Annotated in this window: 22 protein-coding genes; 16 read left to right on the plus strand and 6 right to left on the minus strand. The window is 63.7% G+C overall.

The window, feature by feature from the left end; genetic code table 11:
* Positions 1 to 3: 3 nt before the first annotated feature.
* Together M2375_RS18575 and M2375_RS18580 are read right to left on the minus strand one after the other, a co-directional pair.
* Entirely contained in the window at positions 4 to 678 is a 675-nt protein-coding gene (locus M2375_RS18575; RefSeq protein ID WP_259169422.1) for a phytanoyl-CoA dioxygenase family protein, read from the minus strand.
* Between the two features lie 10 nt (positions 679 to 688).
* On the minus strand, positions 689 to 1,654 hold the full coding sequence (locus tag M2375_RS18580; protein ID WP_259169423.1) for a LysR family transcriptional regulator: 966 nt from the start codon (positions 1,652 to 1,654) through the stop codon (positions 689 to 691).
* Positions 1,655 to 1,852: 198 nt separating this feature from the next.
* On the opposite strand from M2375_RS18580, the gene M2375_RS18585 reads away from it, so the two are divergent.
* Together M2375_RS18585 and M2375_RS18590 are read left to right on the plus strand one after the other, a co-directional pair.
* Positions 1,853 to 3,034: an MFS transporter gene (locus M2375_RS18585; RefSeq protein ID WP_259169537.1), complete on the plus strand. Its 1,182-nt coding sequence runs from the start codon at positions 1,853 to 1,855 to the stop codon at positions 3,032 to 3,034.
* Positions 3,035 to 3,283: 249 nt separating this feature from the next.
* Positions 3,284 to 3,982, plus strand: coding sequence for an alpha/beta hydrolase (locus M2375_RS18590; RefSeq protein ID WP_259169424.1), 699 nt, complete (start codon positions 3,284 to 3,286; stop codon positions 3,980 to 3,982).
* A gap of 85 nt (positions 3,983 to 4,067) precedes the next feature.
* Here the strand turns inward: M2375_RS18590 and M2375_RS18595 are convergent, their stop codons facing one another.
* The 4 genes from M2375_RS18595 to arfB form a co-directional block, all read right to left on the minus strand.
* On the minus strand, positions 4,068 to 5,399 hold the full coding sequence (locus tag M2375_RS18595) for a DUF11 domain-containing protein (RefSeq protein WP_259169425.1): 1,332 nt from the start codon (positions 5,397 to 5,399) through the stop codon (positions 4,068 to 4,070).
* 389 nt (positions 5,400 to 5,788) lie between these two features.
* Complete coding sequence (locus M2375_RS18600) at positions 5,789 to 7,207, minus strand: ATP-binding protein (protein WP_259169426.1); 1,419 nt, start codon at positions 7,205 to 7,207, stop codon at positions 5,789 to 5,791.
* Positions 7,204 to 7,956, minus strand: a complete 753-nt coding sequence (locus tag M2375_RS18605) for a response regulator (protein WP_259169427.1) — start codon at positions 7,954 to 7,956, stop codon at positions 7,204 to 7,206. Before M2375_RS18605 ends, M2375_RS18600 begins: the two co-directional genes overlap by 4 nt.
* A gap of 73 nt (positions 7,957 to 8,029) precedes the next feature.
* Positions 8,030 to 8,446 (minus strand): alternative ribosome rescue aminoacyl-tRNA hydrolase ArfB, encoded by a 417-nt coding sequence (gene arfB, locus M2375_RS18610; protein WP_259169428.1) that lies wholly within the window; start codon positions 8,444 to 8,446, stop codon positions 8,030 to 8,032.
* A gap of 322 nt (positions 8,447 to 8,768) precedes the next feature.
* On the opposite strand from arfB, the gene M2375_RS18615 reads away from it, so the two are divergent.
* The 14 genes from M2375_RS18615 to efeB all read left to right on the plus strand — a co-directional run bounded on the left by M2375_RS18615 (position 8,769) and on the right by efeB (position 24,229).
* Positions 8,769 to 11,003, plus strand: coding sequence for an NADP-dependent isocitrate dehydrogenase (locus M2375_RS18615; protein WP_259169429.1), 2,235 nt, complete (start codon positions 8,769 to 8,771; stop codon positions 11,001 to 11,003).
* A gap of 238 nt (positions 11,004 to 11,241) precedes the next feature.
* Positions 11,242 to 11,931: a helix-turn-helix transcriptional regulator gene (locus M2375_RS18620; RefSeq protein WP_259169430.1), complete on the plus strand. Its 690-nt coding sequence runs from the start codon at positions 11,242 to 11,244 to the stop codon at positions 11,929 to 11,931.
* Entirely contained in the window at positions 11,928 to 12,488 is a 561-nt protein-coding gene (locus M2375_RS18625) for a DUF6036 family nucleotidyltransferase (RefSeq protein WP_259169431.1), read from the plus strand. The genes M2375_RS18620 and M2375_RS18625 overlap by 4 nt, the downstream gene beginning before the upstream one ends.
* Before the next feature lie 509 nt (positions 12,489 to 12,997).
* Entirely contained in the window at positions 12,998 to 13,399 is a 402-nt protein-coding gene (locus M2375_RS18630; RefSeq protein ID WP_259169432.1) for a hypothetical protein, read from the plus strand.
* A gap of 98 nt (positions 13,400 to 13,497) precedes the next feature.
* Positions 13,498 to 13,839, plus strand: a complete 342-nt coding sequence (locus tag M2375_RS18635) for a hypothetical protein (RefSeq protein ID WP_259169434.1) — start codon at positions 13,498 to 13,500, stop codon at positions 13,837 to 13,839.
* On the plus strand, positions 13,836 to 14,786 hold the full coding sequence (locus M2375_RS18640; RefSeq protein WP_259169435.1) for a CorA family divalent cation transporter: 951 nt from the start codon (positions 13,836 to 13,838) through the stop codon (positions 14,784 to 14,786). Before M2375_RS18635 ends, M2375_RS18640 begins: the two co-directional genes overlap by 4 nt.
* Positions 14,787 to 14,912: 126 nt before the next feature.
* Positions 14,913 to 15,269 carry a hypothetical protein gene (locus M2375_RS18645; RefSeq protein WP_259169436.1) on the plus strand — a complete coding sequence of 119 codons (357 nt, stop codon included), beginning with the start codon at positions 14,913 to 14,915 and terminating at the stop codon, positions 15,267 to 15,269.
* Positions 15,266 to 16,219 (plus strand): CorA family divalent cation transporter, encoded by a 954-nt coding sequence (locus M2375_RS18650; RefSeq protein WP_259169438.1) that lies wholly within the window; start codon positions 15,266 to 15,268, stop codon positions 16,217 to 16,219. Before M2375_RS18645 ends, M2375_RS18650 begins: the two co-directional genes overlap by 4 nt.
* Positions 16,216 to 17,115 (plus strand): CorA family divalent cation transporter, encoded by a 900-nt coding sequence (locus M2375_RS18655; RefSeq protein ID WP_259169439.1) that lies wholly within the window; start codon positions 16,216 to 16,218, stop codon positions 17,113 to 17,115. Before M2375_RS18650 ends, M2375_RS18655 begins: the two co-directional genes overlap by 4 nt.
* A 186-nt stretch (positions 17,116 to 17,301) precedes the next feature.
* Positions 17,302 to 18,492, plus strand: coding sequence for a porin (locus M2375_RS18660; RefSeq protein ID WP_259169440.1), 1,191 nt, complete (start codon positions 17,302 to 17,304; stop codon positions 18,490 to 18,492).
* A 102-nt stretch (positions 18,493 to 18,594) separates the two neighbouring features.
* Positions 18,595 to 19,668 (plus strand): sensor histidine kinase, encoded by a 1,074-nt coding sequence (locus tag M2375_RS18665; RefSeq protein ID WP_259169441.1) that lies wholly within the window; start codon positions 18,595 to 18,597, stop codon positions 19,666 to 19,668.
* Positions 19,665 to 20,273 carry a response regulator transcription factor gene (locus M2375_RS18670; protein ID WP_259169442.1) on the plus strand — a complete coding sequence of 203 codons (609 nt, stop codon included), beginning with the start codon at positions 19,665 to 19,667 and terminating at the stop codon, positions 20,271 to 20,273. Before M2375_RS18665 ends, M2375_RS18670 begins: the two co-directional genes overlap by 4 nt.
* Positions 20,274 to 20,731: 458 nt before the next feature.
* Positions 20,732 to 22,840 carry an iron uptake transporter permease EfeU gene (gene efeU, locus M2375_RS18675; protein ID WP_259169443.1) on the plus strand — a complete coding sequence of 703 codons (2,109 nt, stop codon included), beginning with the start codon at positions 20,732 to 20,734 and terminating at the stop codon, positions 22,838 to 22,840.
* Positions 22,841 to 22,885: 45 nt separating this feature from the next.
* On the plus strand, positions 22,886 to 24,229 hold the full coding sequence (gene efeB / locus M2375_RS18680; RefSeq protein WP_259169444.1) for an iron uptake transporter deferrochelatase/peroxidase subunit: 1,344 nt from the start codon (positions 22,886 to 22,888) through the stop codon (positions 24,227 to 24,229).
* Positions 24,230 to 24,360 lie beyond the last annotated feature (131 nt).

Consider the following 24,360-nt stretch of genomic DNA (forward strand, 5'->3'; position numbering starts at 1 on the left):
TTGTCAGGCGGGCGCCAGAACAAAGTCGCAGGGGTCAAAGCGTGCGCTGGTATCCATGCGGACCTGGCGCAGGGCGGTGGTCTGCTGGTGTGCGTCATACAGCACCTCGGCGGCATAGTTGATCAGCAGGCTGCGGCGGTGCGCACCGCTGGGGTTGAGGCTGGCGGCATGCAGCAGATCGACATCAAACACCAGAATATCGCCGGCCTGGCCGCAGATTTGTACCGCTTGGGATTCGTCATGCGCGCTGCGCGCCGCTTCTTCGGCGCTGGGCCGGTGGCTGGCCGGGACCAAGCGGGTGGCGCCGTTCTCCGGCCCAAAGTCATCCAAAAACGCCAGTGCACCCACGGTGTCGCCCGGCCGTTGGTTGGACAAGTCGCGGTGCAGGCGCTGGTAGCCGCCACCGCCAACGGGCTCGCGTCCCTCCACCTGCGACAGAAAAAAGCGCTCCCCGATCAGCACACCCGCAGCGGCCAGCAGCTGCGGCAGCTGGCAAACGGCCAGCATCTGGGCGTTGTCATCGACCAGCGCATGGCGCCAGTCCCAGCCCCGGGGCACGGGCCAGTGGCTGGTGATGCCGGCATCAAATACCGCGCGCAAACCGGGCAGCCATGCGGCCGGAATGGCCTGGCGCAGCAGCACATAGCCGTCTTGCTGGAGCTGTTCGCGTGGGCCCATGGTCTGCCTTTCAAGCTGCGGGGTGGGGTTGTGGGGAGGCAGCGGGCAGTATAGCCAGCGGGGGCGAGGTGTTGCCATGGGTACCCGGCGCGCGCAGCGGCAGCGATTCGGCCATGCAGTCGATAAACACCCGCAGCTTGGGTGCCAGCTGTTTGCTCGATGGCCACAGCAGCCGAAAGCAGCCTTCGTGGACCACATGCGCATCCAGCACAGTCAGCAGCTGGCCGCGTGCGATGGCATCGCGCACCATAAAGTCGGGCAGGCAGGTAATGCCTAGGCCCGCAATGGCCGCTTCCATCAGGGCCGATGTGGTGGTGCAGACCATCGACGTGGGCAAGCTCCAGGCGGCGGCGCCCGGCTCGGCGCGCAGCGGCCAGGCTTCAAGCTTGCCGTTGCTGGGAAAGCGGTGCTGCAAACAGGCATGCGCCGCCAAATCGCCGGGTTGCTGGGGGGTGCCGCGCGCTGCCAGGTAGCCGGGCGCGGCCACCAGCTGCAGCGCAAAACTGCCCAGCACCCGCGATACCAGGCGTGAATCAGCGGGCTCGCCTGTGCGCATCACCACATCAAAGCCCTCGTCGATCACATCGACCAGCCGGTCGCTAAAATCCAGATCCAGGGTGATGGCCGGGTAGCGCTGCATAAAGGCCGTGAGCGCGGGCATGACCAGCGCATCCACCTGCGGCAGGCTCACCCGCAAGCGCCCGCGTGGGGACTGCCAAGTCTCGGACAGCTCCAGCTCTGCGGCCTCCACCTCGCACAGAATGCGGCGGCAGCGCTCCAAAAACAAGGCGCCTTCGGCCGTCAAGGTGATGCTGCGGGTGCTGCGGTGGAACAGGCGCACGCCCAGGCGCGTCTCCAGCCGGCATATGCTTTTGCCCACGGCTGATGCGGAGACGCCGAGCATGCGCCCGGCTGCAGAAAAGCTGCGCGTATCGGCAGCCTGTACAAAAAAGGCGATGCCACTCAATGCGTCCATGGCGCTCCTATTGCAGACAATTTGTCCGATATGTTTTGAACTTCGGCATTATTGTCTTGCAAGGCCAATCCCTGCACCATGGCGGCTCATTGGTTTTCTCCCGCCGCAGGTCACCCGATCAGCGCGGATTTGTACAAAGGCTTTCGCCGTTCCGCCATGCCAGATGCTTCTTCACTCTCCCACCCCCATCGCCCCGGTATGGGCAGCTCCTGCCCACCCCACACCGGCGGCTTGCCCATTGCATCGCTGCTGGCGCTTGCGCTGGCGGGTTTTGTCACCATCTTGACGGAGGCCTTGCCGGCCGGCTTGCTGCCGCAGATCAGTGCGGGGCTGGGCGTGTCGCAGGCCATGGCCGGGCAGCTGGTCAGCCTGTATGCCATTGGCTCCTTGGTGGCGGCGATCCCGTTGACGGCGGCCACCCAGCGCATGCGCCGCAAGCCCTTGCTGCTGGCGGCATTGGCCGGCTTTGTGCTGGCCAATACGGTTACCACGGTGTCGGGCAGCTATGCACTCACCTTGCTGGCCCGTTTTGTGGCTGGTGTGGCTGCCGGCCTGCTATGGGCCCTGCTAGCGGGCTATGCCACCCGCATGGTAAGCCCGCAGCAAAGCGGGCGCGCCATTGCGATTGCCATGCTGGGCGCACCGCTGGCGCTGTCTTTGGGCCTGCCGCTGGGCACCTGGCTGGGGCAGCACTTGGGCTGGCGCCTGTGTTTTGGCAGCATGAGCGTGCTGGCGCTGTTGCTGATGGGCTGGGTGCAGCTGCGCCTGCCTGATTTTGCCGGACAGCCTGCAGGGCAGTCCTTCAAGCTGCGCCAGGTGTTCCGCCTGCCAGGTGTGCGGCCGGTGCTGCTGGTGGTGCTGACCTATGTGCTGGCGCACAACCTGCTCTACACCTACATAGCCCCTTTGCTGGCACAGGCCGGCCTGGCCACGCAGGTAGACAGGGTGCTGCTGGTGTTTGGCCTGCTGTCGGTGCTGAGCATCTGGATCACGGGCGTGCTGATAGACCGGCATTTGCGCACGCTGACTTTGGCGAGCACGGGGCTGTTTTTGCTGGGCGCGCTGCTGCTGGCGCTGGCCATGGGCTCACCCACTGTCGTCTACCTGGCAGTGGCCGCCTGGGGCCTTGGTTTTGGTGGGGCCGCCACCTTGTTGCAAACGGCCTTGGCCAAGAGCGCCGGCGCGGCGGCCGATGTGGCCCAGTCCATGCTGGTGACCTCCTGGAACCTCGCGATTGCCGGCGGCGGCATGGCCGGTGGCCTGTTATTGGCCCACTGGGGGGTGGGCGCCTTCTCACCCGCTGTATTGGCGCTGCTGGTACTGAGCCTGGCGGTGGTGCTGGCAGCAAAGCGCCACGGCTTTGCCGCTGAAAAGCGCTGACGGGCAAAGCAAGGGCAGGTGCTGAAGACCTGGAGTTCAGCGCCTGGGTGGCGGCCTACCAGCTTCAGAATTTGGCCGTCAAGGTCGCTGCCCCGCCTGGCATGCAATGGCATGGGGCAGCTGCGTATCCAGCCCACAGCTCGGGTCGCGCTTGAGAGGGCCGCTATCTGCGCGTAGGATGCGTATTCCCTCTCGCAGGTGTTCAAAGGTGAAAGCAGGGGGCAACTTTTAAGACTACGGAGTTAAATCATGAGCGACAAACCTACTATCGTCTTGGTCCATGGCTTCTGGGGCGGTGCGGCGCACTGGAGCAAGGTGATCGTTGAACTTTCGCGCAAGGGCTATACCAAGCTGCGCGCGGTTGAGCTGCCGTTGACCTCGCTGGCCGACGATGTGGAGCGCACGCGCAAGATGGTCGCTCAACAGTCTGGCCCGGTCCTGCTCGTCGGACATTCCTACGGCGGCGCCGTCATCAGCGAAGCAGGCAATCTGGGCAACGTGGTCGGCTTGGTGTATATCGCCGCCTTCGCGCCTGACGCAGGCGAGAGCCCAGGCAGCATCAGCCAAGCCCATCCGCCTGCCGCTATTGCCAATCTTGCGCCCGACAGTGATGGTTACCTGTGGGCCCAGTATGAGAAGTTTCACGAAAGCTTTTGCCAGGACCTGACCGCAGACGAAGCCCTGGTCATGGCGGTAACGCAGAAAGCGCCACTGGCCAGCACCTTTGGCGACAACATCACGGCACCCGCGTGGAAGAACAAGCCCAGCTGGTATCAGATTTCTAGCGAAGATCGGATGATTCATCCGGAAAACCAAAAGATGATGTCAGCGCGGATGAACCCGCGAAAGGTCCTCAGCTTGGACGCAAGCCATGCGTCACTCGCGTCCAGGGCGGCCGATGTGGCGGCCTTGATAGACGAGGCGGCCACCGAGCTGAGCAAACACTAGGGATAGGCTCCGGGCCATGCGCCCGCGCAAAAACGCCCCCACAGCGTTTGCTGAAGGGGCGTGGCGGGGAGAAAAGGTGCCTGCGTTACACAGAACCCTGAGACCGCACTTTGCGGGCCCCAAAGGCCGCCAGCAATCCGCCCAATGCCAACAAGGCCCACGGCGCATCTGCGGGCACCGGGGTAGGCGCTGCCGGCTCGGGCGTGACTGGTTTGACCACGTTGATGCTGGCTGACGCCGCACACTGCGCGGCACCCGCACCACCAGACGCTGCAGAGCACTGTGTGGTCGTGGCGTCCGGCGTAGCTTGGACCGTGTTGGTCAGTGACCCTGGCGTTGCAGTGGCGTTCACGCTGGCTTGGAGGGTGAACGTCAGTTGTCCGCCAGTGCCTCCCGTTAGCGCGGCGGGTGGCAAAGCCAGATTGCTGAGGTTGAGAGGACCTGTGCCGCTGCTGGGGACGGGGCAGCTCGCGCCATTGGCTGCCGTGCAGGCCCAGGCGTTCAGTGTGATATCAGCGGGCGGGGTGTCCGTCAGTTGCGAAACGCTGGCCTGCTGCGAGCCTTGGTTGGTCAGCACAATGTCGTAGCTGAAGGTGCCGCCCACGTTGACTTGGCTCGCACTGGCGGTTTTGGTGATGTCGACCGTGGTGGGGTTGCACACGGCCTTGGGCTCAGCCTGCACCAGCAAGCCCGTCACCCAGCCATAGTCCAGAACCTGAAAAACGATTTCGTTCAGACCGGGCTTCCAGTCCTGCGTCAATGTGCGCGAGACGGGCGGCGTTGAAAATGCCGAGCCCGGGCTGATGACGGGGTCATACGTGCTTTGGGCAACGCCGTTGACGTAGATTTCCGTCGCGACATCGTCAACCAGGTAGGACAACTGAACCGACAGATCCGCTGGATTGACCGCAGGGTCCAAATTGAACTGGTACCGGTAGTAGCCCCAGCGTTGGCTGGCTGCCCTGTTAAAACCAAGCGGGGAAACCCAATTGGCATTGTTGTAGGGCGACGTGCTCCAGGGTGATGTCCAATAAACAGTGAGCGGTGTCCAAGCGGCGGGCGATATGGCGCTCAGCGCGACGGCTGGGTTACTGACTGGACTGCCAGCAAACGCAAATTTCCAAGATGGCTCTGCCGAATCTTGAGCTAAAGCGCCACCGGTTGATGCGTCATGTCCCGTGCTGAATGCCGCCGATGACGAACTGCATGACACCGTGGGCAGCGCCGCCTGCGCCTGCACGCCAAAGGACGACAGCAGCCCCGCCAATGCGATGAACAGCCCAGTCGCCGTAGGGAGCATGGCTGCGCGGACACCCTTTAACCGGGGCATGTTTGAAGAAATGTGGGACTTCACAATATGACTTTCTGTTGGGATACCTACGCGAGGCGCAGCTGGACTGACAAAAGCGGTACGCATGACGTATCGGCCGGAATTCTAGGCTTATAAGATCTGTAAAAATGCGCTGTAAACTTTGTTGGCACTCTGCCAGTTATTGTAACTATAGTTACAAAATGAGTCTATTATTTATCGGCATCCTCGGGAGAGGCCTTGTCCATCTCCAATGGACAGACGGGAGGCTTGGGCGTGTTGCGCATTCGGCTCTATCTATAGCCGCAAAAGACTATGCAATGCATGGCCCGGGACGCATGTACCCGGCGGCAGGCAGTTTTGCGCACGGTTTGTAGCGGGGTCGCGTTGGAATGGGGCGATAGCCCTGCTGGCGCGCGGTGGTCTTGTAGCAGGCTGCGCGTCGAGAAATAGGTTGACCCGTCCCAGGCTTGGATGGCGGGCCTCCAGGGGGCCCCTCAGGCCGGCAACTCAATCACCGCCCGCAACCCGCCTTGGCTGCGGTTGTGCAGCTTCAACTCCCCACCATGCGCCCTCACGCAAGAGCGGGCAATCGCCAGCCCCAGCCCAAAGCCGCCGGTCTCGCCATTGCGGGCCACCTCCAGCCGGCTAAAGGGGCGAAAGGCCTGCTCCATGTCCTGGGGCGCAATGCCGGGGCCTTGGTCTTCGATCTCCATGCGCAGGCTGCGCGCTGCGCTCTGGTCTGCGGCACCGGTTACCGCCAAGCGGACCTGCACACGGCCGTAGCGCGCGGCATTGTCGATCAGGTTGGCCAAGGCGCGCTTGAGGTGCGCCGGGCGGCAGCGGTAGCTGATGGGGGGTGGGGGGCTCCAGTCCACCTGGCGGCCCAGGCTGCGCTGCTGCTCCACCACCTCGCCCACCAAGGCATCCAGGGCCACATGCTGGGTGGTCTCGCGCATGGCGTCGTCCTGGGCAAAGTGCAGGATTTCTTCGACCATGCTGTGCATCTCGTTGATGGTGGTCACCATGGCTTGGCGCAGCTCTTCGTCGTCGACCAACTCGGCGCGGATGCGCAAGGAGGTAAGGGGCGTGCGCAGGTCATGGCCGATGGCGGCGACCATGCGGGTGCGGTCGTTGACGACGCCGAGCAGGCGGTCTTGCATCTCGTTGAAGGCGTCGATGATTTCGCGCACGCCTTCGGGGCCCGAGAGCGGCAGATGGGCCGAGCGCTCGCCCCGGCTGATGCGCTGGGCCGCATCGGTGAGCATGCGCAAGGGCTGCATGATGCGGCGGCCAAACAGCACGGCAATGACGATGATGGGCAGTACCCCCACTGGGATGGAGAAGCTCAGCACCCGGCTCCAGTGGCTGAGCAGCATGGTCGGCAGGTGCCAGCTGCTCAGCCACTGGCCATCGGGCAGACGCACATCCACATGCAGCATCCAGCTGCCATCTTCTTCAAAGGCCGGGCTCAGCAGGGCGAGGATGTCCTGGTCCACATCGCCGGCCTGGCTGGCGGCCAAGGGCGAGCGCATGCGCAGGTGGACGCGCAGGGGCGCGTCTGCTGCTCCAGCACTGGCCTCCAACCCCAGGCGTTGCTGCAGGCTGGCCGTTATCTTGGCCTCTTGCTCGGACATGGGCTGGCCATCATCAAAGGGCTGGGGCCGGATGCGGAACTGGGAATCGGGCAGGCTGATGCTCTGCACCAGCCGCTGGGCCGACGCGGGGCTGCTCTCTATTGCACGGTAGGCGGTGGCAACCCGGGTTTCGATGGTGTGGGCCGACAGCGGGTGGACTTCGTCACTGTCATGGCGCAGCCAGGTGAGCACCAGCACGGCGACCAGGTGGGCCACGATCAAGGCCAGCAGCAACAGGGCCAGCAACTGGCCGGCCAGGGTGCGTGGCAGCAGTTTCATGGCGCGAGCGTGATGCTTCTGGCCGCCAGCAGATAACCATCACCGCGCACGGTTTTGAGCATGCGCGGTTGGCGCGGGTCGGATTCAAGCTTTTTGCGCAGGCGGCTGATCTGGGTGTCGATGCTGCGGTCAAAAAAGGCCGCACCTTCGCGCTGGGTCAGGTCCATCAGCTGCTGGCGGCTGAGCACGCGGTTGGGGTTCTCCAGCAGCGCGCGCAGCAGGTGGAACTCGGCGGTGGTCAGGGGCACGGGGCTCAGGCTGGGGTCGTGCAGCTCGCGGGTGGTCAGGTCAAAAGACCAGCCTTCGAACGCGTAGCGTTTCTCGGTCCCCGCCTCGGGCGCTGTCGCGCTTGCCAGCGCCGCATCATCGGCCCGCCGCCGGGCGCCGCGCCGCAGCACGCTGCGCACCCGCGCCACCAGCTCGCGCGGGTCAAAGGGCTTGAGCACATAGTCGTCCGCACCAATCTCCAGGCCCGCCACCCGGTCGGCCTGGTCGGTCATGGCCGTCAGCAAGATGACCGGGGTGCCAATGTGTTCAGTCACAAAACCGCAGAGGGACAGGCCATCTTCGCCGGGCAGCATGACGTCGAGAATGATGAGGTCATAGCTGCGCTCCTTGAGCAGCTGCCGCATGGCCAGGCCATCGCAGGCGGTGTCGACATCGAAGTCGTAGCGGCGCATGAAGGTGGCAAGAGGGTCGCGGATGCTCTGGTGGTCATCGACGATCAAGATGCTGCGTCGCACGTTCATGGAAATACAGGTGGTGACAAATGAGATTACTTCTTATTATCGCCAGCCGTCGCCGTGTGACGCTGGTGCATGGTCAATCCCGCACCTTGCCGCGCTGAGCCTTGACGCCGGCGCGCAGGCTTTTGCTCTGCAACCGGCGCTGCTGCGAGCCCCAGGTGGGCTTGGTGGCGCGGCGCTTGCGCGGCACGGTCGCCGCGCTGGCCACCAGGGCGTTGAGGCGTTCGAGCGCATCCCAGAGGTTTTGCTCCTGCGTGCGGTAGCTTTGGGCCTTGATGACGACCACGCCATCTTGGGTGATGCGCGAATCGGCCAGGGCCAGCAAACGGGTCTGCACGTCTTCGGGCAAACGGGATGCCCGGATGTCAAAGCGCAAATGGATGGCGCAGCTGACCTTGTTGACGTTCTGGCCACCGGGCCCCTGGGCGCGGATGGCCGTCCACTGCACATCGGCTTCATGCATGGTCAAGGTGGAGGCGAGCGGCGTGGTCATGGCAAAGGCGTGGGGGAGGCGGGTTTCACAGTGCTGTCGCGCAGGGCTGGCATAAGAGAGGCGGCAGGCCGCCATTTTCCAGGAGGCAGAGCGCATGGCTCAACAATTCGCCAGCTCAACTCTTGTATAAGACTTAAAAAGCAGCGACAATCCTGTGTGTTGAATTCCGTATTGTGATATTGCATTGCAGCATTCGAGGGGCATTCCCTGGGATGGCGGGCAAGCGGTACATGAGGGAGTTTACGCGGGCGCGCCAAGGGCCAAGTAGACAGGGCCAGCTAGGCGCGACGCACATCAGAACTTTTGCCACTAGAAAGACCAGATGACTACCCAGCAACCCACCATCATCTATACCCTGACCGACGAAGCGCCTCGCCTGGCGACCGCGGCGTTTTTGCCGATTGTGCGCAGCTTTGCAGGCGCCGCTGGCATCAATGTGGCCGATAGTGATATTTCGCTGGCAGCCCGCATTCTGGGTGAATTCCCCGAGTTCCTGACCGAAGCGCAGCGCGTGCCTAACAACCTGGCCGAATTGGGCAAGCTGACCCTGACGCCAGATGCCAACATCATCAAGCTGCCTAATATTTCGGCATCCGTGGGCCAGTTGCAAGAAGCCATCAAGGAGCTGCAAGACCATGGCTACCAGCTGCCCGACTACCCGGACAACCCCACGAGCGATGCTGAAAAAGACATCAAGGCCCGTTACAGCAAGTGCATCGGCTCGGCCGTGAACCCGGTGCTGCGCGAAGGCAACTCTGACCGCCGCGCACCGTTGGCTGTGAAGAACTTCGCCAAGAAGCACCCCCATTCGATGGGCGAGTGGAAGCAGTGGTCGCAAACCCATGTGTCGCACATGGAAGAGGGCGATTTCTACCACGGCGAAAAGTCCATGACCTTGGACAAGGCACGCGAAGTCAAGATGGTGCTGGAGACCCAATCCGGCAAGACCGTGGTGCTCAAGGACAAGGTCAAGCTGCAGGACGCAGAAGTGGTGGACTCGATGTTCATGAGCAAGAAGGCCTTGCTGGCTTTCTATGAAAAGGAAATCGAAGACTGCAAGCAGTCCGGCATCCTGTTCTCGCTGCACGTCAAGGCCACGATGATGAAGGTGTCCCACCCCATCGTGTTCGGCCACTGCGTGCGTATCTTCTACAAGGAAGCCTTCGAAAAGCACGGCAAGCTGTTCGAGCAGCTGGGCGTGAACGTGAACAACGGCATGGCCAATCTGTACGAGAAGATTGAAACCCTGCCCGCCTCGCAGCGCGAAGAAATCATCCGCGACCTGCACAAGTGCCAGGAAGGCCGCCCCGCGCTGGCCATGGTGGACTCTGCCAAGGGCATCACCAACTTCCATTCGCCCAACGATGTGATCGTGGACGCATCGATGCCCGCGATGATCCGCACCGGCGGCAAGATGTGGGGCGCCGATGGCAAGCCTTACGACTGCAAGGCCGTGATGCCCGAGTCCACCTTTGCCCGCATTTACCAGGAAGTAATCAACTTCTGCAAGTGGCACGGCAACTTTGACCCCAAGACCATGGGCACCGTGCCCAACGTGGGCTTGATGGCGCAAAAGGCTGAGGAATACGGCTCGCATGACAAGACCTTCGAGATCAGCGAAGACGGCGTGGCCAACATTGTGGACACCGCTACCGGCGAAGTGCTGATGAGCCAGAACGTGGAGCAGGGCGATATCTGGCGCATGTGCCAGGTCAAGGACGCGCCGATTCGCGACTGGGTCAAGCTGGCCGTCACCCGCGCCCGCAACTCCGGCATGCCTGCGGTGTTCTGGCTGGATCCGTACCGCCCGCACGAAGCCGAGCTGATCAAGAAAGTGCAAACCTACTTGAAGGACTACGACACCAACGGCCTGGACATCCACATCCTGTCGCAAGTGCGCGCCATGCGCTTCACCCTGGAGCGTGCAGCGCGTGGCCTGGACACCATCTCGGTGACCGGCAACATCCTGCGTGACTACCTGACCGACCTGTTCCCGATCCTGGAGCTGGGCACCTCGGCCAAGATGCTGTCGGTGGTGCCACTGATGCAAGGCGGCGGTCTGTACGAAACCGGCGCCGGCGGCTCGGCCCCCAAGCACGTCGAGCAGCTGGTGGAAGAGAACCACCTGCGCTGGGATTCGCTGGGCGAGTTTCTGGCGCTGGCCGTGTCCTTCGAAGAGCTGGGCATCAAGAACAACAACGAGCGCGCCAAGCTGCTGGCCCAAACCCTGGACCAGGCCACCGGCAAGCTGCTCGACGAGAACAAGTCGCCATCGCGCCGCACCGGTGAACTGGACAACCGGGGCTCGCAGTTCTACATCGCCCTGTACTGGGCCCAGGCCCTGGCCGCCCAAACGGCGGATGCCGAACTGGCCGCCAAGTTTGCACCGCTGGCCAAGAGCCTGACCGAGAACGAAGCCAAGATCGTGGCCGAGTTCAAGGACGTGCAAGGCAAGCCTGCCGACATCGGCGGCTACTACCAGCCTGACGTTGCCAAGCTGGACGCCGTGATGCGCCCCAGCAGCACCTTCAACGCAGCAGTGGCTGCACTGGGCTGATAAGGCCCGCGCCCGGGCAGACTGACGTCGCCCAGGCTGTTTGTATAGAACCGGTAGACCCGTGAGGGCTGCCGGTTTTTTTGTGCCTGCTTGGGGCTGATGCTCCAACGGTAAGTGCTGTGCCCCGCTTCTTGGTCTTTGCGGACAAAATAGTCAAGAGAAAATCCCGCTTTCCAGGCGTAAAGATATGATCATTGAATTAACCAAAAATTGATTTTTTGGTTAAAATATTGACCAAATGAATTTGTCCGAAACCCAGCCACTTCTCGAACGCCAATTGCTTCTGCAGTTGGGTGATCGATTGCGGCGCCTGCGCAAATCACAGGGGCTGGGAACCGTGGAGATGGCTGAGCGCGCAGGAATGACGCGCAATACTTTGCGGGCGATCGAGACCGGTGACCCGGCGCCAACGATGGGCAGCTATTTGCGTGTCATGTCGGCTTTGGGCGTGAGCGGGGACTTGGCGTTGCTGGCGGGTGATAGCTTGCATTTCGCACCCCTTGGTTCTGCAGGCGCACGCTCTGTTCGGCCTGCGCCGGTTGTGGAGGTCCGCATCTCTGCAGATGCCACAAGGCATCAGCTGCAGGATCTGCAAAGCCTGGCCTTGCATGATCAAGCGGTTCGCTTGGCCAAGGCCCAACCCGAGGTGCTGGAGCTGGCGCAGCAGACGCTGGCGCGTTGGCTGCTCAAAGCCGATTCACGCTCGGCGCCTCTGTGGCGCGAATGGGCTGAAATCTTGAAAACCAGGTCATGGCGCAAAGTGCTGGGCAAGACCAGACACGCTCAGCAGCTGCGGCAAGCGTCGCCCTTGGTCACTGCGCTGCCAGCCGAAGTGCGCCAGCGTATCCTGGCCCAGGCCAGCGCCCTCAAGCAAGGGGTTGTGCTTGGGCACACACCACAGCTGCCCGTCACCGAGGACGATTCATGACCCGAGAGGAACTGGAGCACCTCATTCGCGCCAGCGCAGATATCACCGACCAGTATGAGTTCGTCATCATTGGTAGCCAATCCATGCTGGGCGCAGTTCCTCACCCTGAAGAGGTGTTCACCGTCTCCATGGAGGCGGACATCTACCCGCTGCAGGCGCCCCATCTGGCAGACAAGATCGATGGGGCCATCGGCGAGGGTTCGCAGTTTCACCAAACCTATGGCTACTATGCCCAGGGCGTCGGTCCTGAGACAGCGGTATTGCCCAGCGGCTGGATGCTGCGGCTGCACCGTGTGCAAAACAGCAATACCCACGATCGGATTGGCTACTGCCTTGATCTGCGCGATCTCTTTTTAGCCAAGGCCGCAGCGGGGCGCGAGAAAGACCGCGCGTTTTGCATGGCACTGCTGCAGCATGGCTATGTAGTACCCGCCGCTTTGCTTGGGCTGGTGGGCGATATGCCGTTGGATGACAAGGCGCAGAAGACACTGCGTGCCACCATCCGCCGCTGGGCCAAGGTGTTGCGCGACGATGGTCATCCTATCGCTCAGGGCTGAGGAGCAAGGCCCCTTGGCAGCTGCCCAAGGCTGATCAGCTCCTCTGTGGAGTGCACTGCGTCCCGCAATGGCTTTGGGGCCATGGGCGGGTCAAACCAGGGCATTGCTTGGTTTTGTGCCTGATACCTTGGTATAGCAGTCCCATCCTAATGGCACCGGCTTGCATCCCAAAGATCACTGGCGATCCGCGCGTCAGCCTGCGAGAATTCTTTTTGTCGTCGCGAGAGCATTGTTTTCTCGCCCTCCACCCCAACAAACCTCAGCCCATGTGCCGGCCCGGCGATTGCCGCCGATGTTCCCTTCAGTTGCTGAAGGCTTGGTCGAGATAGGCCCGGTTAACCAGGAGAAGAAAACATGGACCCCGAACCTGATCCTTCTATGCGCTGCTGCAAGCGCCCAACCCATTTGCAGCCCACTCCAGTCACCACCCATCGGGCACTCGCTCCGAGGTCATCGCGCATCTAGATGCATGAGAGGCCTTGGCGGCAGGCTGCCCCAAGGAGAATCTCATGCTGTTCTTCCACTCCCGCTCCCTCCCACTTTTGCAGCGCGTCATCCGGGCCGCTGTGGTTTCCCGCTCGCCGTCTGCGCTGTCGGCCTTTTTGGCCTCGCACGGCGACAAGCCCTTTGCCCAGGCGCTTTCGGGCCTCTCAGGCCCTGTCATGGCCGAGGCGCTGTCCCTGTTGACGGCCCAGGACCGCGTTCGGCTGCTGCCCCAATTGAGCCGGGTGGCGCGCAACCGCCTGCACCAGCTCGACCGGGGCGATAGGCCCGCAGCCTCTCGCACGGCCAGCCGCTCCCGTGCGCTGTGCTGGCTGATGGGGCCGCGCGCAGATGTGCCCGCAGCGGCCATCCCCTGTGATCTCCATCGACTGCCGCTGACACCAGCGTCTGCCAAGCGCAGCGCCTGAGGCCGCTCTTCGCTCTTTTCACCATGCTGCCCCGCCAGCCCATGACGCACCTAGTCTGCGTCCTGGGCGGAGCCGGGGCGCCCAGACAAGGCTGCACCATGCCGCATACCCACTGCGTTCCGCCAGGCGGATCGTTTCCATCCGCCCAACTGCCCCTCCATACCTTGGTCTGGAGTCGGCCTGCGCGCCGACCTTGTCGCGTGCTGCCGCAGGCACCCCGCTCCTGGTCGCGCTATGAGCGGCTGTCATTCTCGATGCTGGGCCTCACCTGGGGCATCCTGGTTCTGGCCGTGGCGGCTTTGCATGTGGGCAATTACGACCGGGAGACCAAGACCTCGTCCACCTCGGGCTCGCATTCGGGCTTTTATGAAAGCGCGCGTGCGATCAAGTCCGATATGCCACCACCCCAGCTGCAGACCCCGCAAGGATCGCCCCCATGAACCTCCACCAACGACCCGATCTTTCTCCCCCTGCCGCAGACGCACGCCCTGATGCCATGCCCGCCTGGCTGCGGATCAGCGCCGACGAGTCCGGCAAGCTGGCCGGGCTCCTGCAAAGCCTGAGCATCGACCTGAACCACAGCTTGCAAGGCAATCTGAGCCACGACGGCGATCGCAGCTACTTTGCGATCACCTTTTTGGGCATGGAGCAGGGGCGCAAGCAGGCCAGCCGCGTCGTGTTGGTTGTCGGCCGTGGCATGGCCTTGTCGCTGGAGCCCAGCCCGGCGCCACAGGCCTTGGAGATGGCGCAGAGCCGGTTAGGGCGCCAGGGGCACGCGGCGGGCGCATTCGAGAGCTTTGCAGTGATTTTGCAGGCGATCAATGATGCCTGCGATGAGCTGCTGGACGCGCTCAACAGCGATTTGGGCCGGGTCTTGGTGCAGACCAATTCCGTGCTCAATAGCCTGGAGGCGCGGGATCGCGATTTCGGCGTCAGCGATGTGGTCTCGGCCCAGCTTGATTTGGGTGAGGTCGAAGAGCTGCTGTCGGACTGCATCGAGAGCCAGTTGCAGCTTGCACTGGCTGCCCGCCATGTGCTGTCACGCCTGCCTGCCAGCGATGCGCAGCTCCAGCCGCTGTTTGCCAGCTTGATCGAGGACATCGAGGCCGTCGAGGACCATGTGAGCTTTGTGCATGACCGGGTGCGGCTGCTGCAGGCGACCAACAACATGGCGCTGAACGTCAAGCAGAACCAGATCGTCAAGGTCTTCTCCGTGGTGACGGCCGTGTTCCTGCCTGCGATGCTGATCTCCACCTACTACAGCATGAATGTGGCCAGGATGCCGATTCTGGAGTGGCAGTACGGCGAGCCCATCACCATCGTGCTGACGGCGGTGCTGGCGCTGTTGCCGCTGCTCTACGTCAAACACCGAGGCTGGCTGCGCTAAACCGCGCGATGGCCATTGCCAAGCCAGGCCAGGCCAGGCCGGGCCGGGCCGGGCCAGTCCGGGCTGCCAACGACTGGCGCTGCCAAGTTGCCCTTATGGCTTACCCCCTTCACAAGAGATACTCCGATGCCGCATCCCATTGACCAAACCAAGACCACGTACACGACGCTCTCCCGCAACCTGGAGGGTCTCGTCTGGAATGCCGATCTGACACTGCAGGACGCGAGCCAGGCGGCCATGCAGCGCCGCCAGGCCATCAACGAGGCACGTGCCAACCGCCCACGCACAGCGCAGATCGAGCGCGAAATCATGATCGCCGTGGTGGTGCTGTACGCGCTCATTATGGGCAGCTTTGCAGCGCTGCATGTTTACGGTGGCTATGTGATGGCAGCGCAAGACAAACCCTCAGCACTGGCTGAGCCAGCCGAGCCCGCCGAGCAGCGCGGTCCCGTGGTGCTGGCGACCCCGGCGGAGCAACCATGAACTCGGCGCATATCAATGCCAATATCGCTGGCGGTCTGATGGATGCGCGCCTGGCCCAAGCTGGCTGGCTGCGGCTGAGCAGCGCACAGCGCGATTCCTTGGAGGCCGTGCAGCGCCTACAGGGCCTCGATCTGTGCACCCGGCGCGGTAGGGCGGCGCTGGAAGAGGGCGATTTTGTCGTGATTCCTGTGGAACTGGTGATTTGCCAGGATGGCGAGTTTCTCGAAACCACCGTGGTCTTCGCCCTGGGCAAGCAGGTGTTGATCAGCGTGGAGCAAGGCCTGCGTTTAGATGCGTTGGACCAGGCCGGTGAGCAGCTGTTTGCGGCCATGGGCGACGGTTGTGCGCTCGACCCCTGCGCGATGCTGTTTTGCATGCTCGAAGCGCTCAATGACGCCGCCCATGGGACCATACGCGATATCGCCGCGCGCCTGGATGAACGCAGCGATGCCGTGGCCGCCGCCAGTGGCGGCTTTGATACGGCCAAGCGCCAGGCCGGCGTGGCCGATATTGCCGACACGGCCATCGCGCTGGGTGAGGCGGAAGAGCTGGTGGCCAAAACGGTTGAGGGCCAGTTGATGCTGGCGCGCGCAGGCCGCTGGCTGCGCCGGGCCGCGGGCGATGCGCGCTTTGCCCAGCGCCTGCCGGTGCTGCTGGCCGATATCCACAGCCTGCGCCGTTATGCCCGCTTCCAGCACGACAAGATCCGCAACCTGCAGCAGTCGCTGATGACCACCTTGGACATCAAGCAAAACCAGGTGATCAAGGTGTTTACCGTCGTCACCGCCGTCTTCACGCCGCCGACCTTGGTGGCTGCGTTCTATGGGCAGAACTTTGCCTATATGCCGGAGCTGGAGTTGCCCTGGGGGGAGTGGATGGTGATGGCGCTGACGGGCCTGTTCGCCTTGATGCCCCTGGCCTACATCAAACGCAAGGGCTGGATGCGATGAACCCGATCCCAGAGTTGTCTGCCTGGCGTCGACTGCATGCCAGCAGCCCCGAGGCGCTGCAAGCGCTTGGCCAGCACCATGGCATGGACCTGGTGCCCCAGATGGCGGCGCGGCCAGGCGCTGCCCTGCGCATCCGTTGTGCCCGCGTGCAAGAGGGGCAGGTGCTGGTTGCCGACCTGCTTTGGTGCGCGTCTGGCGATGCCCAGTGCTTGTACACGGTGGAAACCGGCTACCCCATGCTGCGCCCGGGCCAGGCGCTGGAGCGCATTCAAGCCCAGGGCTTGTCGCCCGACAGCGCCCAGGCCATCGCACTCGTGCTGCTGCACCAGCTGCTGGCCCAGGCCAGCCTGGTGCTCGATCGCATCGACGAGGGCCTTGCGGTCTCCATGCAATCGCTGCGGGCCTTTCAGCTGGCGGTTGGCACCCAGGGCACGCGTGGTGCGCAAGACCTGACCGATGTTGACAGCCATCTGTCCATGCTCAACCGCCCGCTGTCGGTAGTGCTGCAGTCGCTGGACGACCTGGCGCGGGCGGCGTCACACCTTCGCCGTGTTGCCTGGCGCGGGCCCGTGGGGGACCGGCTCCCGGTCGATGGCTTGCTCGCTGAGATTGAAGGCGTGCAGCGCAGAGGGCGCTTCATGCTGGAGCGCCAGCGCTTCCATCGCCGCGCGGCCGAGGAGACTGTGGCCACCAGCGACCTGAATGTCACCAAGGTCTTCAGTGTGCTCTGGGCGGCTTTTATTCCGGGCACGGCCTTGATCAACTGGTACGGGCAGAACTTCCGCGTGATGCCCGAGCTGTCCTGGGAGGGCTCGCTGTGGATGCAGCTGCTCGCCGTGCTGGTGCTCACGGCCATACCGGTCTGGATGGTCAAGCAATCGGGCAGCTTGCGCTGAATGCAGGTGCTTTTGACTGAAGGGCGTCACAGGGCGGTGCGGGCATGGCCTCAGCGGCCCGCTGTTCTGGATGCCTGTCCCTGAGTCCTTGGGTTGTTTTTTGCACCAATGCTTTGTTGCCCGCTTGCCCTTTATCTTTCACCTGCCTATCTTCAGCTACCGGGCCCAGCCATGTACCTCTTAGCCATGCCATTTCCGTTTCTTGATTTCATTGCCCCGGGCTCGGCAGCGTCGCCCCGGCCCCAGCCGCGACCGAGTGGGCCTGGCCTGCTGGTCAGTTGCGCAGCAGCCCTGGCCGCGTGGCTGGCGGCGCCTGTCCATGCCCAGACCGCCGTGCGCCTGTATGGCACGGTCGATACCGCCATGGCCTGGACCCGGGAGAGTGGCACCGCGACGGTCAAGGGCCTGCTGAGCGGCGGCCAATCGGACTCACTGTGGGGCTTGCAGGGGCGCGAGATGCTGGGCGGCGGCAGCTACGCCGCCTTTGTGCTGGAGGGCGGTATCGACACAGTCCATGGCGCGCCAGACGATCCAGCACGACCGTTCAACTACCAGTCCTGGGTGGGGCTGGGGCATCCCAGCCTGGGGGAGCTGCGGCTGGGGCGCCAATACACCGTAGGCCAGGCCTTTGTCAGTCTGATCGAGGTGGGGTCGTGGAAGGATTTCGGCCTGGGGGCGCTGATGCGCGCCTCGGACAACTACCAGGTGCCCCGGCAATTGAGCTGGCGCAGCCCGCAGTGGGGCGGTGTGCAACTGGGAGCCAGTTACAGCTTGGACAGCGCAGACGCGGGCGCAAGCGCCGGCGCCGCCAGTGCATCCCACAAGCTCTATGGCCTGGCGCTGCGCTACGAAGACGGCCCCTGGCTGCTGGCTGCGAGCTGGGAGCAGGCCAGCAGCGTGCGCCTGCCGGGGATGGGCGACCAGCGCCCCAGTGCTGCGCAGCTGGGTGCCAGCTACAACTTTGGCTTTGCACGCTTGGCCGCTGGCTGGAGCCGCCAGCGCAATGGCTTTGTCGGGCGCAATGGCGGTGATGGCCCTGTCGAGCTGCAGGCGGCAGGCCTCCAAGGGCTGGGGCCGATCGAGTTTGTGGATGGCGGCCGCCTGGATGCCCTCTATGTGGGGGCGTCCATTCCCGCTGGCCCGGGAGAGCTGCAGCTGCAATGGTCCCAGGCGCGGCCCAACTGGGCATGGCAGGGCAGTGGCGCAAGCGCCAAAACCAGCCAGGTGATGTCTCTGGGCTACATCCACCCGCTGTCGCTGCGCACCAGCCTGTATGCTTTTGTGGCCCATGGCCGGGCCTATGCACTGGATGCGGCCGTGGATGCGACGCAGCCCACCGTGAGCCGCATGGCTTTTGGAGTGAATACCCGTTTCTGATGCGGCCCGCCTTTGCCACGATGGCGGGCCCGGGGCGCCGCTTGCCGTGTTAGCCTTTTGCGATCCATGCACCCCGCATTCACTATTTTTTGACGGAACTTGATGAAGACCCAGCCCCTGCCAACACCGCGCTGGCGCAGCCGAGGCGCCCATTTGACGGCCATGGTGCTTGCCATTGCCGTGCTGTTTCTGATCGATACCACCACCCGCTACGAAGTGGCGGTGTCGGTGTTCTACACCGTGGTCATCCTGGCCATGGCGCATGTGCTGGCCGAGCGTGGGCTCATGCGCTTGACAGGGGCTTGTATCGGCCTGACCTGGCTGAGCTTTTTCATCACCACCGATGGCGACTACCGCGCAGGCCTGATCAATATGCTCATCAGCACGGTGGCCATCTTGATCACCGGCTACCTCGCCTACAAAGCAGAGGCGGCACGCGTAGCGGCCCATGATGCCCAGGAGCGCCTGCAACGCCTCTCGCGCATCCACAGCCTGGAGGGCTTGACGACCTCGATTGCGCATGAAATCAACCAGCCCCTGGCCGCCATCGTCACCAGCGGCCATGCCTGCCGGCGCTGGATGGAGCAGGAGCCGCCCAACCTGGACAAGGCCAGGCAGGCGGTGCATCGCATTCTGGGTGATGCGGACCGGGCCAGCGGCATCATTGGCCGGGTGCGCAATCTCACCAAAGGTGCGCCTGCCTGCACCCGTCCTTTTGTGTTCAACGCAGCCGTGCGGGAGGTGCTGGCGCTGTCGCAGGCAGAGCTGCAGCGCCAGTCGATCGCGCTGCGTGCCGACCTGGCAGACGCGCTGCCCCTGGCGCTGGCAGACAGCGTGCAGATTCAGCAAGTCGTCGCCAACCTGCTGCGCAATGCGATGGAGGCCAGCGCTGCAGTGGACGTCCCGCGCCGCACCATCCTGCTCGAAACACTTCTGGTGGATGACAAGATCGTCCTGCGGGTATCGGACAGGGGCGCGGGCCTGCCAGCCGGGGCGCAGGAGAAGGTGTTTGAAGCCTTCTGGACCACCAAGCACGAGGGAATGGGCGTGGGCCTGAGCATCAGCCGCAGCATGGTGGAAGCCAATGGCGGCCACATCTGGGCCGAGCCCCGTGCCCAGGGTGGTGCGGTGTTTGCGTTCAGCGTGCCGGTGGCACAAGAGGAGGCCGCAGCATGAGCGAGGCCGCCATGGTGTACGTGGTCGATGACGACAACTCGGTGCGCGCCGCGCTGGAGGATTTGCTCGCCTCCGTTGGTCTGCAGGTGCGGGCCTTTGCGTCCACCGCCGAGTTGCTTGCCCAGCCGCTGGCCGATGCGCCTGCCTGCCTGGTGCTGGATGTGCGCATGCCTGGGCAAAGCGGCATGGAGTTTCAGCGCCAGATGCAGTCGCTGGGCCTGCATCTGCCGGTGGTGTTCATCACCGGCCATGGCGATATTCCGATGGGGGTCAAAGCCATTAAGAGCGGTGCCATCGACTTTCTGGCCAAACCCTTTCGGGACCAGGACCTGCTCGATGCGATCCACCAAGGCATTGAACAAAACCGTGCCTGGCGCCTGCAGCAGGCCGCCCGGGCGGAGATCCAGGGCCGTTGGCAGACACTCAATGACGGCGAGCGCGAGGTAGTGCGCCTGGTGGTGCAAGGGCTGTTGAACAAACAAATTGCACACCAATTGCAGCTGAGCGAAGTCACCGTGAAAGTGCGCCGGGGCCATGCCATGCGCAAGCTGCAGCTGACATCGCTGGCCGACCTGGTTCGCCTGACCGAAAAACTGGGGCTGTAAATCGGCCGGCCTGCCTGTGGCACCGCGCGGGCTTGCACCAAGCCCTTGGGCTGGGAGCCAGCGGTGCTTACGCCATGTTGACGGCAGGGGTGTTTCTTTGCGATGCGTTGCTATCTAATTGATAGCTTTAATCCCATATGTGTGATGCTAAAATGCCGCTTTTTGCTTGTAAAAAATGTGCCAGGGTGTAGGCGGTGCCTGTGGCCTCCCCCAGCAGTGGCGGTTTGGTCTTAATATGCTGCACCTGCCTTTGCTGCATCGCCGCATTGCTGTGGCCTGCGGGCCCCTTGCAGGAGCGCGGTAGGCCGTTGAAAGCGCGGCCATCGCAGGCATTGCAGCCGTGCCCACCACAGGCCCGGGCGTAGGCCCTGTGCGGCTTGGAATTTATCGACAGAACTGAGAAAGATCAGCAGGGGTGCCGCCCGCCGGTGAGCGCCCCCGCTTGAGCAACACATTACATGCTGGTTCCTTTTTTGATCATGCTGCGCGAGGGCATTGAAGCCGCGCTGATCGTTGGCATCATTGCCAGTTTCCTCCGCCACACGGGCCGTGCGCGCCTGATGCCCGCTGTCTGGGCCGGGGTGTTTCTGGCGCTGGGGCTGTCGCTTTTCGTCGGCGCTGGCCTGCAGTGGATGGCGGCCGAGTTTCCGCAAAAGCAGCAGGAGCTGTTTGAAGGCCTGGTCGGCTTTATCGCGGTGGGCATGCTCACCGGCATGGTCTTCTGGATGCGCAAGGCCTCCCGCTCGATCAAGGGCGAGTTGCAGGCCTCCGTCGACAAGGCGCTCAGCACCTCGGGCAGCGCCAGTTGGGCGCTGATCGGCATGGTCTTTTTGGCTGTGGCCCGCGAAGGGGTCGAGTCCGTCTTTTTCTTGCTGGCCATCTTCCAGCAAAGCTCGGGCTGGAGCGCGGCTGCCGGCGCCTTCCTGGGCGTGGCGCTGTCGGTGCTGCTGGGCATCGGTCTGTACAAGGGCGGCGTGCGCATCAATCTGCGCCAGTTCTTCCGCTACACCGGCATCTTCATCTTGGTGGTGGCCGCGGGCCTGCTGGCGGGCGCGGTGCGCCGCCTGCACGAGGCCGGTATTTGGAACCACCTGCAGCAAGTGGTGTTCGACAGCAGTGGCGTGCTGCCCGAAGACAGCCCACTGGGTGTGATTTTGGGTGGCTTGCTGGGTTATATGCATGCGCCGGTCGTCGGCGAAGTGCTGGCCTGGGCGCTGTACCTGATGGTCACCTTGCTGATGTTTTTCTGGCCGGTCAAAGCCGCGCCTGGTGCCGCAGCCGTTTCCGCCCCTCAAGTGCCCGCCGCAGCGCGGACCAGCCCTGATTCTGCAGAGTCTGCACCCCGCCTGGGTCCCGTGGTGCTGGGCAGCCTCGTCGTTTTCGTGCTCGGTGCTGCCGCCTTTTGGCAGGCATCGACTGCCCCGCATGCCCGCATCGCGGGTGGCGGCGGCGATCCCGCAGCCGATGGCGTACCGGTGGTAACCATCGAGATCAACCAGGGCACCTGCACCCCCAACGCGGTCACCGTACCTGCAGGCAAGGTGATTTTTCGCATTGTCAACCAGTCGCAGCGCGCGCTGGAGTGGGAAATTCTGGACGGCGTGATGGTGCTCGAAGAGCGCGAGAACATTCTGCCCGGCATGACCCAGCAGCTCAGCGCCCGCCTGGCGCCCGGCAGCTATGAGATGACCTGCGGCCTGCTCAATGCCGCGCGCGGCAGCTTGACGGTGACGACGACCGAGGCCTTCAAGGCCGAGGCGGCCAAGCCGCCCGTTACCGCATTCTTGGGCGCTTTGGCTGAGTACCAGGTCTATATGCTGACCGAGGTGGCCAGCCTGCAAGAGATGGTGGATGCCTTGCAGCAGCGCCTGGCGCAGCCGGCAGACGGCACGGCCGCGCCCGCCGATGGCTACCCGGCCGATGCGCTGCAACTGGCGGCGCTGGCGCGCGGCCAATACCAAAAGCTGGCACCGCTGGCGGTGCAGTACGGCGATTTGAACGCCCGCATCGATGCGCGTGCCGCGGACTTTGCCTTGCGCGACAAGGACCCGGCCTTTGTCGGCTTGCAGCGCATTGCGGCAGGCCTGCAAGCGGGCGAGGCCTCAGATCAGCTGCTGCCGCTGGCCACCAGCCTGCAGCAGGATGTGCAGCAACTGGCCCAGCGCCTGGGCGATGTGGCCCTGCAACCCCAGAGCATTGCCGCAGCGGCTGCCAAGGCGCTGGAGCGGGCCTCCACCCTGATCCCGGGCGAGGCGACCACGGCCGAGCAGGGCCGGGCGGTGCTGCAGTTTGTCTATGGCAGCTGGGCAGCGGCCAACAAGGCCCAGCAGGTGCTAAGCCCCGTGCTGGCCCATGCCAATCCGGGCTTGAACCAGCAGCTGCAGGACAGCCTGGCCAAGCTGCGCCAGCGCCTCGATGACCTGGGCGTGCCCGCCGATGACAGCCAGGCCGCTGATATTGCCGGCGTGGCGCTGAACCCGGTGCAGTGCCAGAACCTGGCCCAAGCGCTTTACCAGGTATCGCAAAGCATGGCCAAGGTCAATGCAGCGCTGGGCTTGCAGCCCTAAACTTTTCGCCTTCTATTTCTACAAATAACACACAGAAAGCAGCGCATGTCTTTTTTTAAAAACAGGAACGCGTCTCAATCCATCGCGCCAGAGGGTACCGACCCCAGCAGGCGGCGCTGGCTGGGTGAGGCCGCTGGCGTAATGGGCGCCGGCGTGCTGGCGGGCATGCCCGCGCGCCAGGCATTGGCTGCCGAGGACGCCTCTCCCGGCAATACCCAGGTGGCAGACGCACCGCACAGCAGCGTTACGCAGCAGCGCGTGCCGTTCTATGGCAAACACCAGGCCGGTATCGTCACCCCCCGGCCGCTGGCGGGCATGGTGGTCAGCTTTGATGTTTTGGCCAGCAACGCGGCGGAGCTGGAGCGGCTCTTTAAGACCCTGACCGAGCGCATCCGCTTTCTGACCCAAGGCGGTCTGCAGCCCACGCTGGACCCCAAGCTGCCGCCAGCAGGCTCCGGCATTCTGGGCCCCGATGTGCAGCCCGATGCCTTGACCGTGACGGTCGGCGTGGGCCGCAGCCTGTTTGATGCGCGCTTTGGCCTGAAAGACCTGGCGCCCAAGCGGCTGACCGCCATGCAGCAGCACCCCAACGATGCGCTGCAGGCCGCTTTGTGCCATGGCGATTTGTCGATCCAGTTTTGCGCCAACACGCCCGATACCAATATCCACGCGCTGCGCGACATCATCAAGAACCTGCCCGATTTGCTGGTGGTGCGCTGGAAGCAGGAGGGCTCGGTGCCGCCCATCCCCGCTGCCGTGGGCCAACCGGCAGAGAGCGCGCGTAACTTTCTAGGTTTCCGCGATGGCTCGGCCAACCCCCAGTCCGATGATGACGCGATGATGCGCCGCATTGTCTGGGTGCAGCCCGGGTCGGACGAGCCCGCCTGGGCCGCTGGCGGCAGCTACCAGGTGGTGCGCATCATTCGCAATTTTGTCGAGCGCTGGGACCGCACGCCCCTGGGCGAGCAAGAGGCCATCATGGGCCGCGACAAGGACAGTGGTGCGCCGCTGGACGCCCGCACAAAGACCGAGCACGACACGCCGGACTATGCGGCCGATGCCGAGGGCAAAAAGACGCCGATGGATGCCCATATCCGCCTGGCCAACCCGCGCACGCATGCCAGCGAAGCCAACCTGATTTTGCGCCGCCCGTTCAACTACTCGAATGGCGTGACCAAGTCGGGTCAGCTGGAGATGGGCCTGCTGTTCATCTGCTACCAGGCCGACCTGGACAAGGGCTTTGTCACCGTGCAAAAACGGCTGGATGGCGAGCCGCTCGAAGAATATATCAAGCCGATTGGCGGGGGCTTTTTCTACGCCCTGCCAGGCGTCGCCGATGCCCATGACTGGCTGGGCCGCAGCCTGCTGGCCGCTGCCGCCAAGGCCTGATTCAAGTTCCTAAGCAGCCACTGGTGTCTGTACTGCAAAGCCTGGGCGGCAACCCACCTTCGATGGGATGTTGCCGGTAGGGCTTGGGTGATCGGGTACTGGAAGCCAAAAATTATCAATCTAACAGTCTA

The sequence above is a fragment of the Comamonas sp. BIGb0152 genome, from assembly GCF_024809975.1.
In the GTDB taxonomy this organism is placed as follows: Bacteria; Pseudomonadota; Gammaproteobacteria; order Burkholderiales; family Burkholderiaceae_C; genus Comamonas.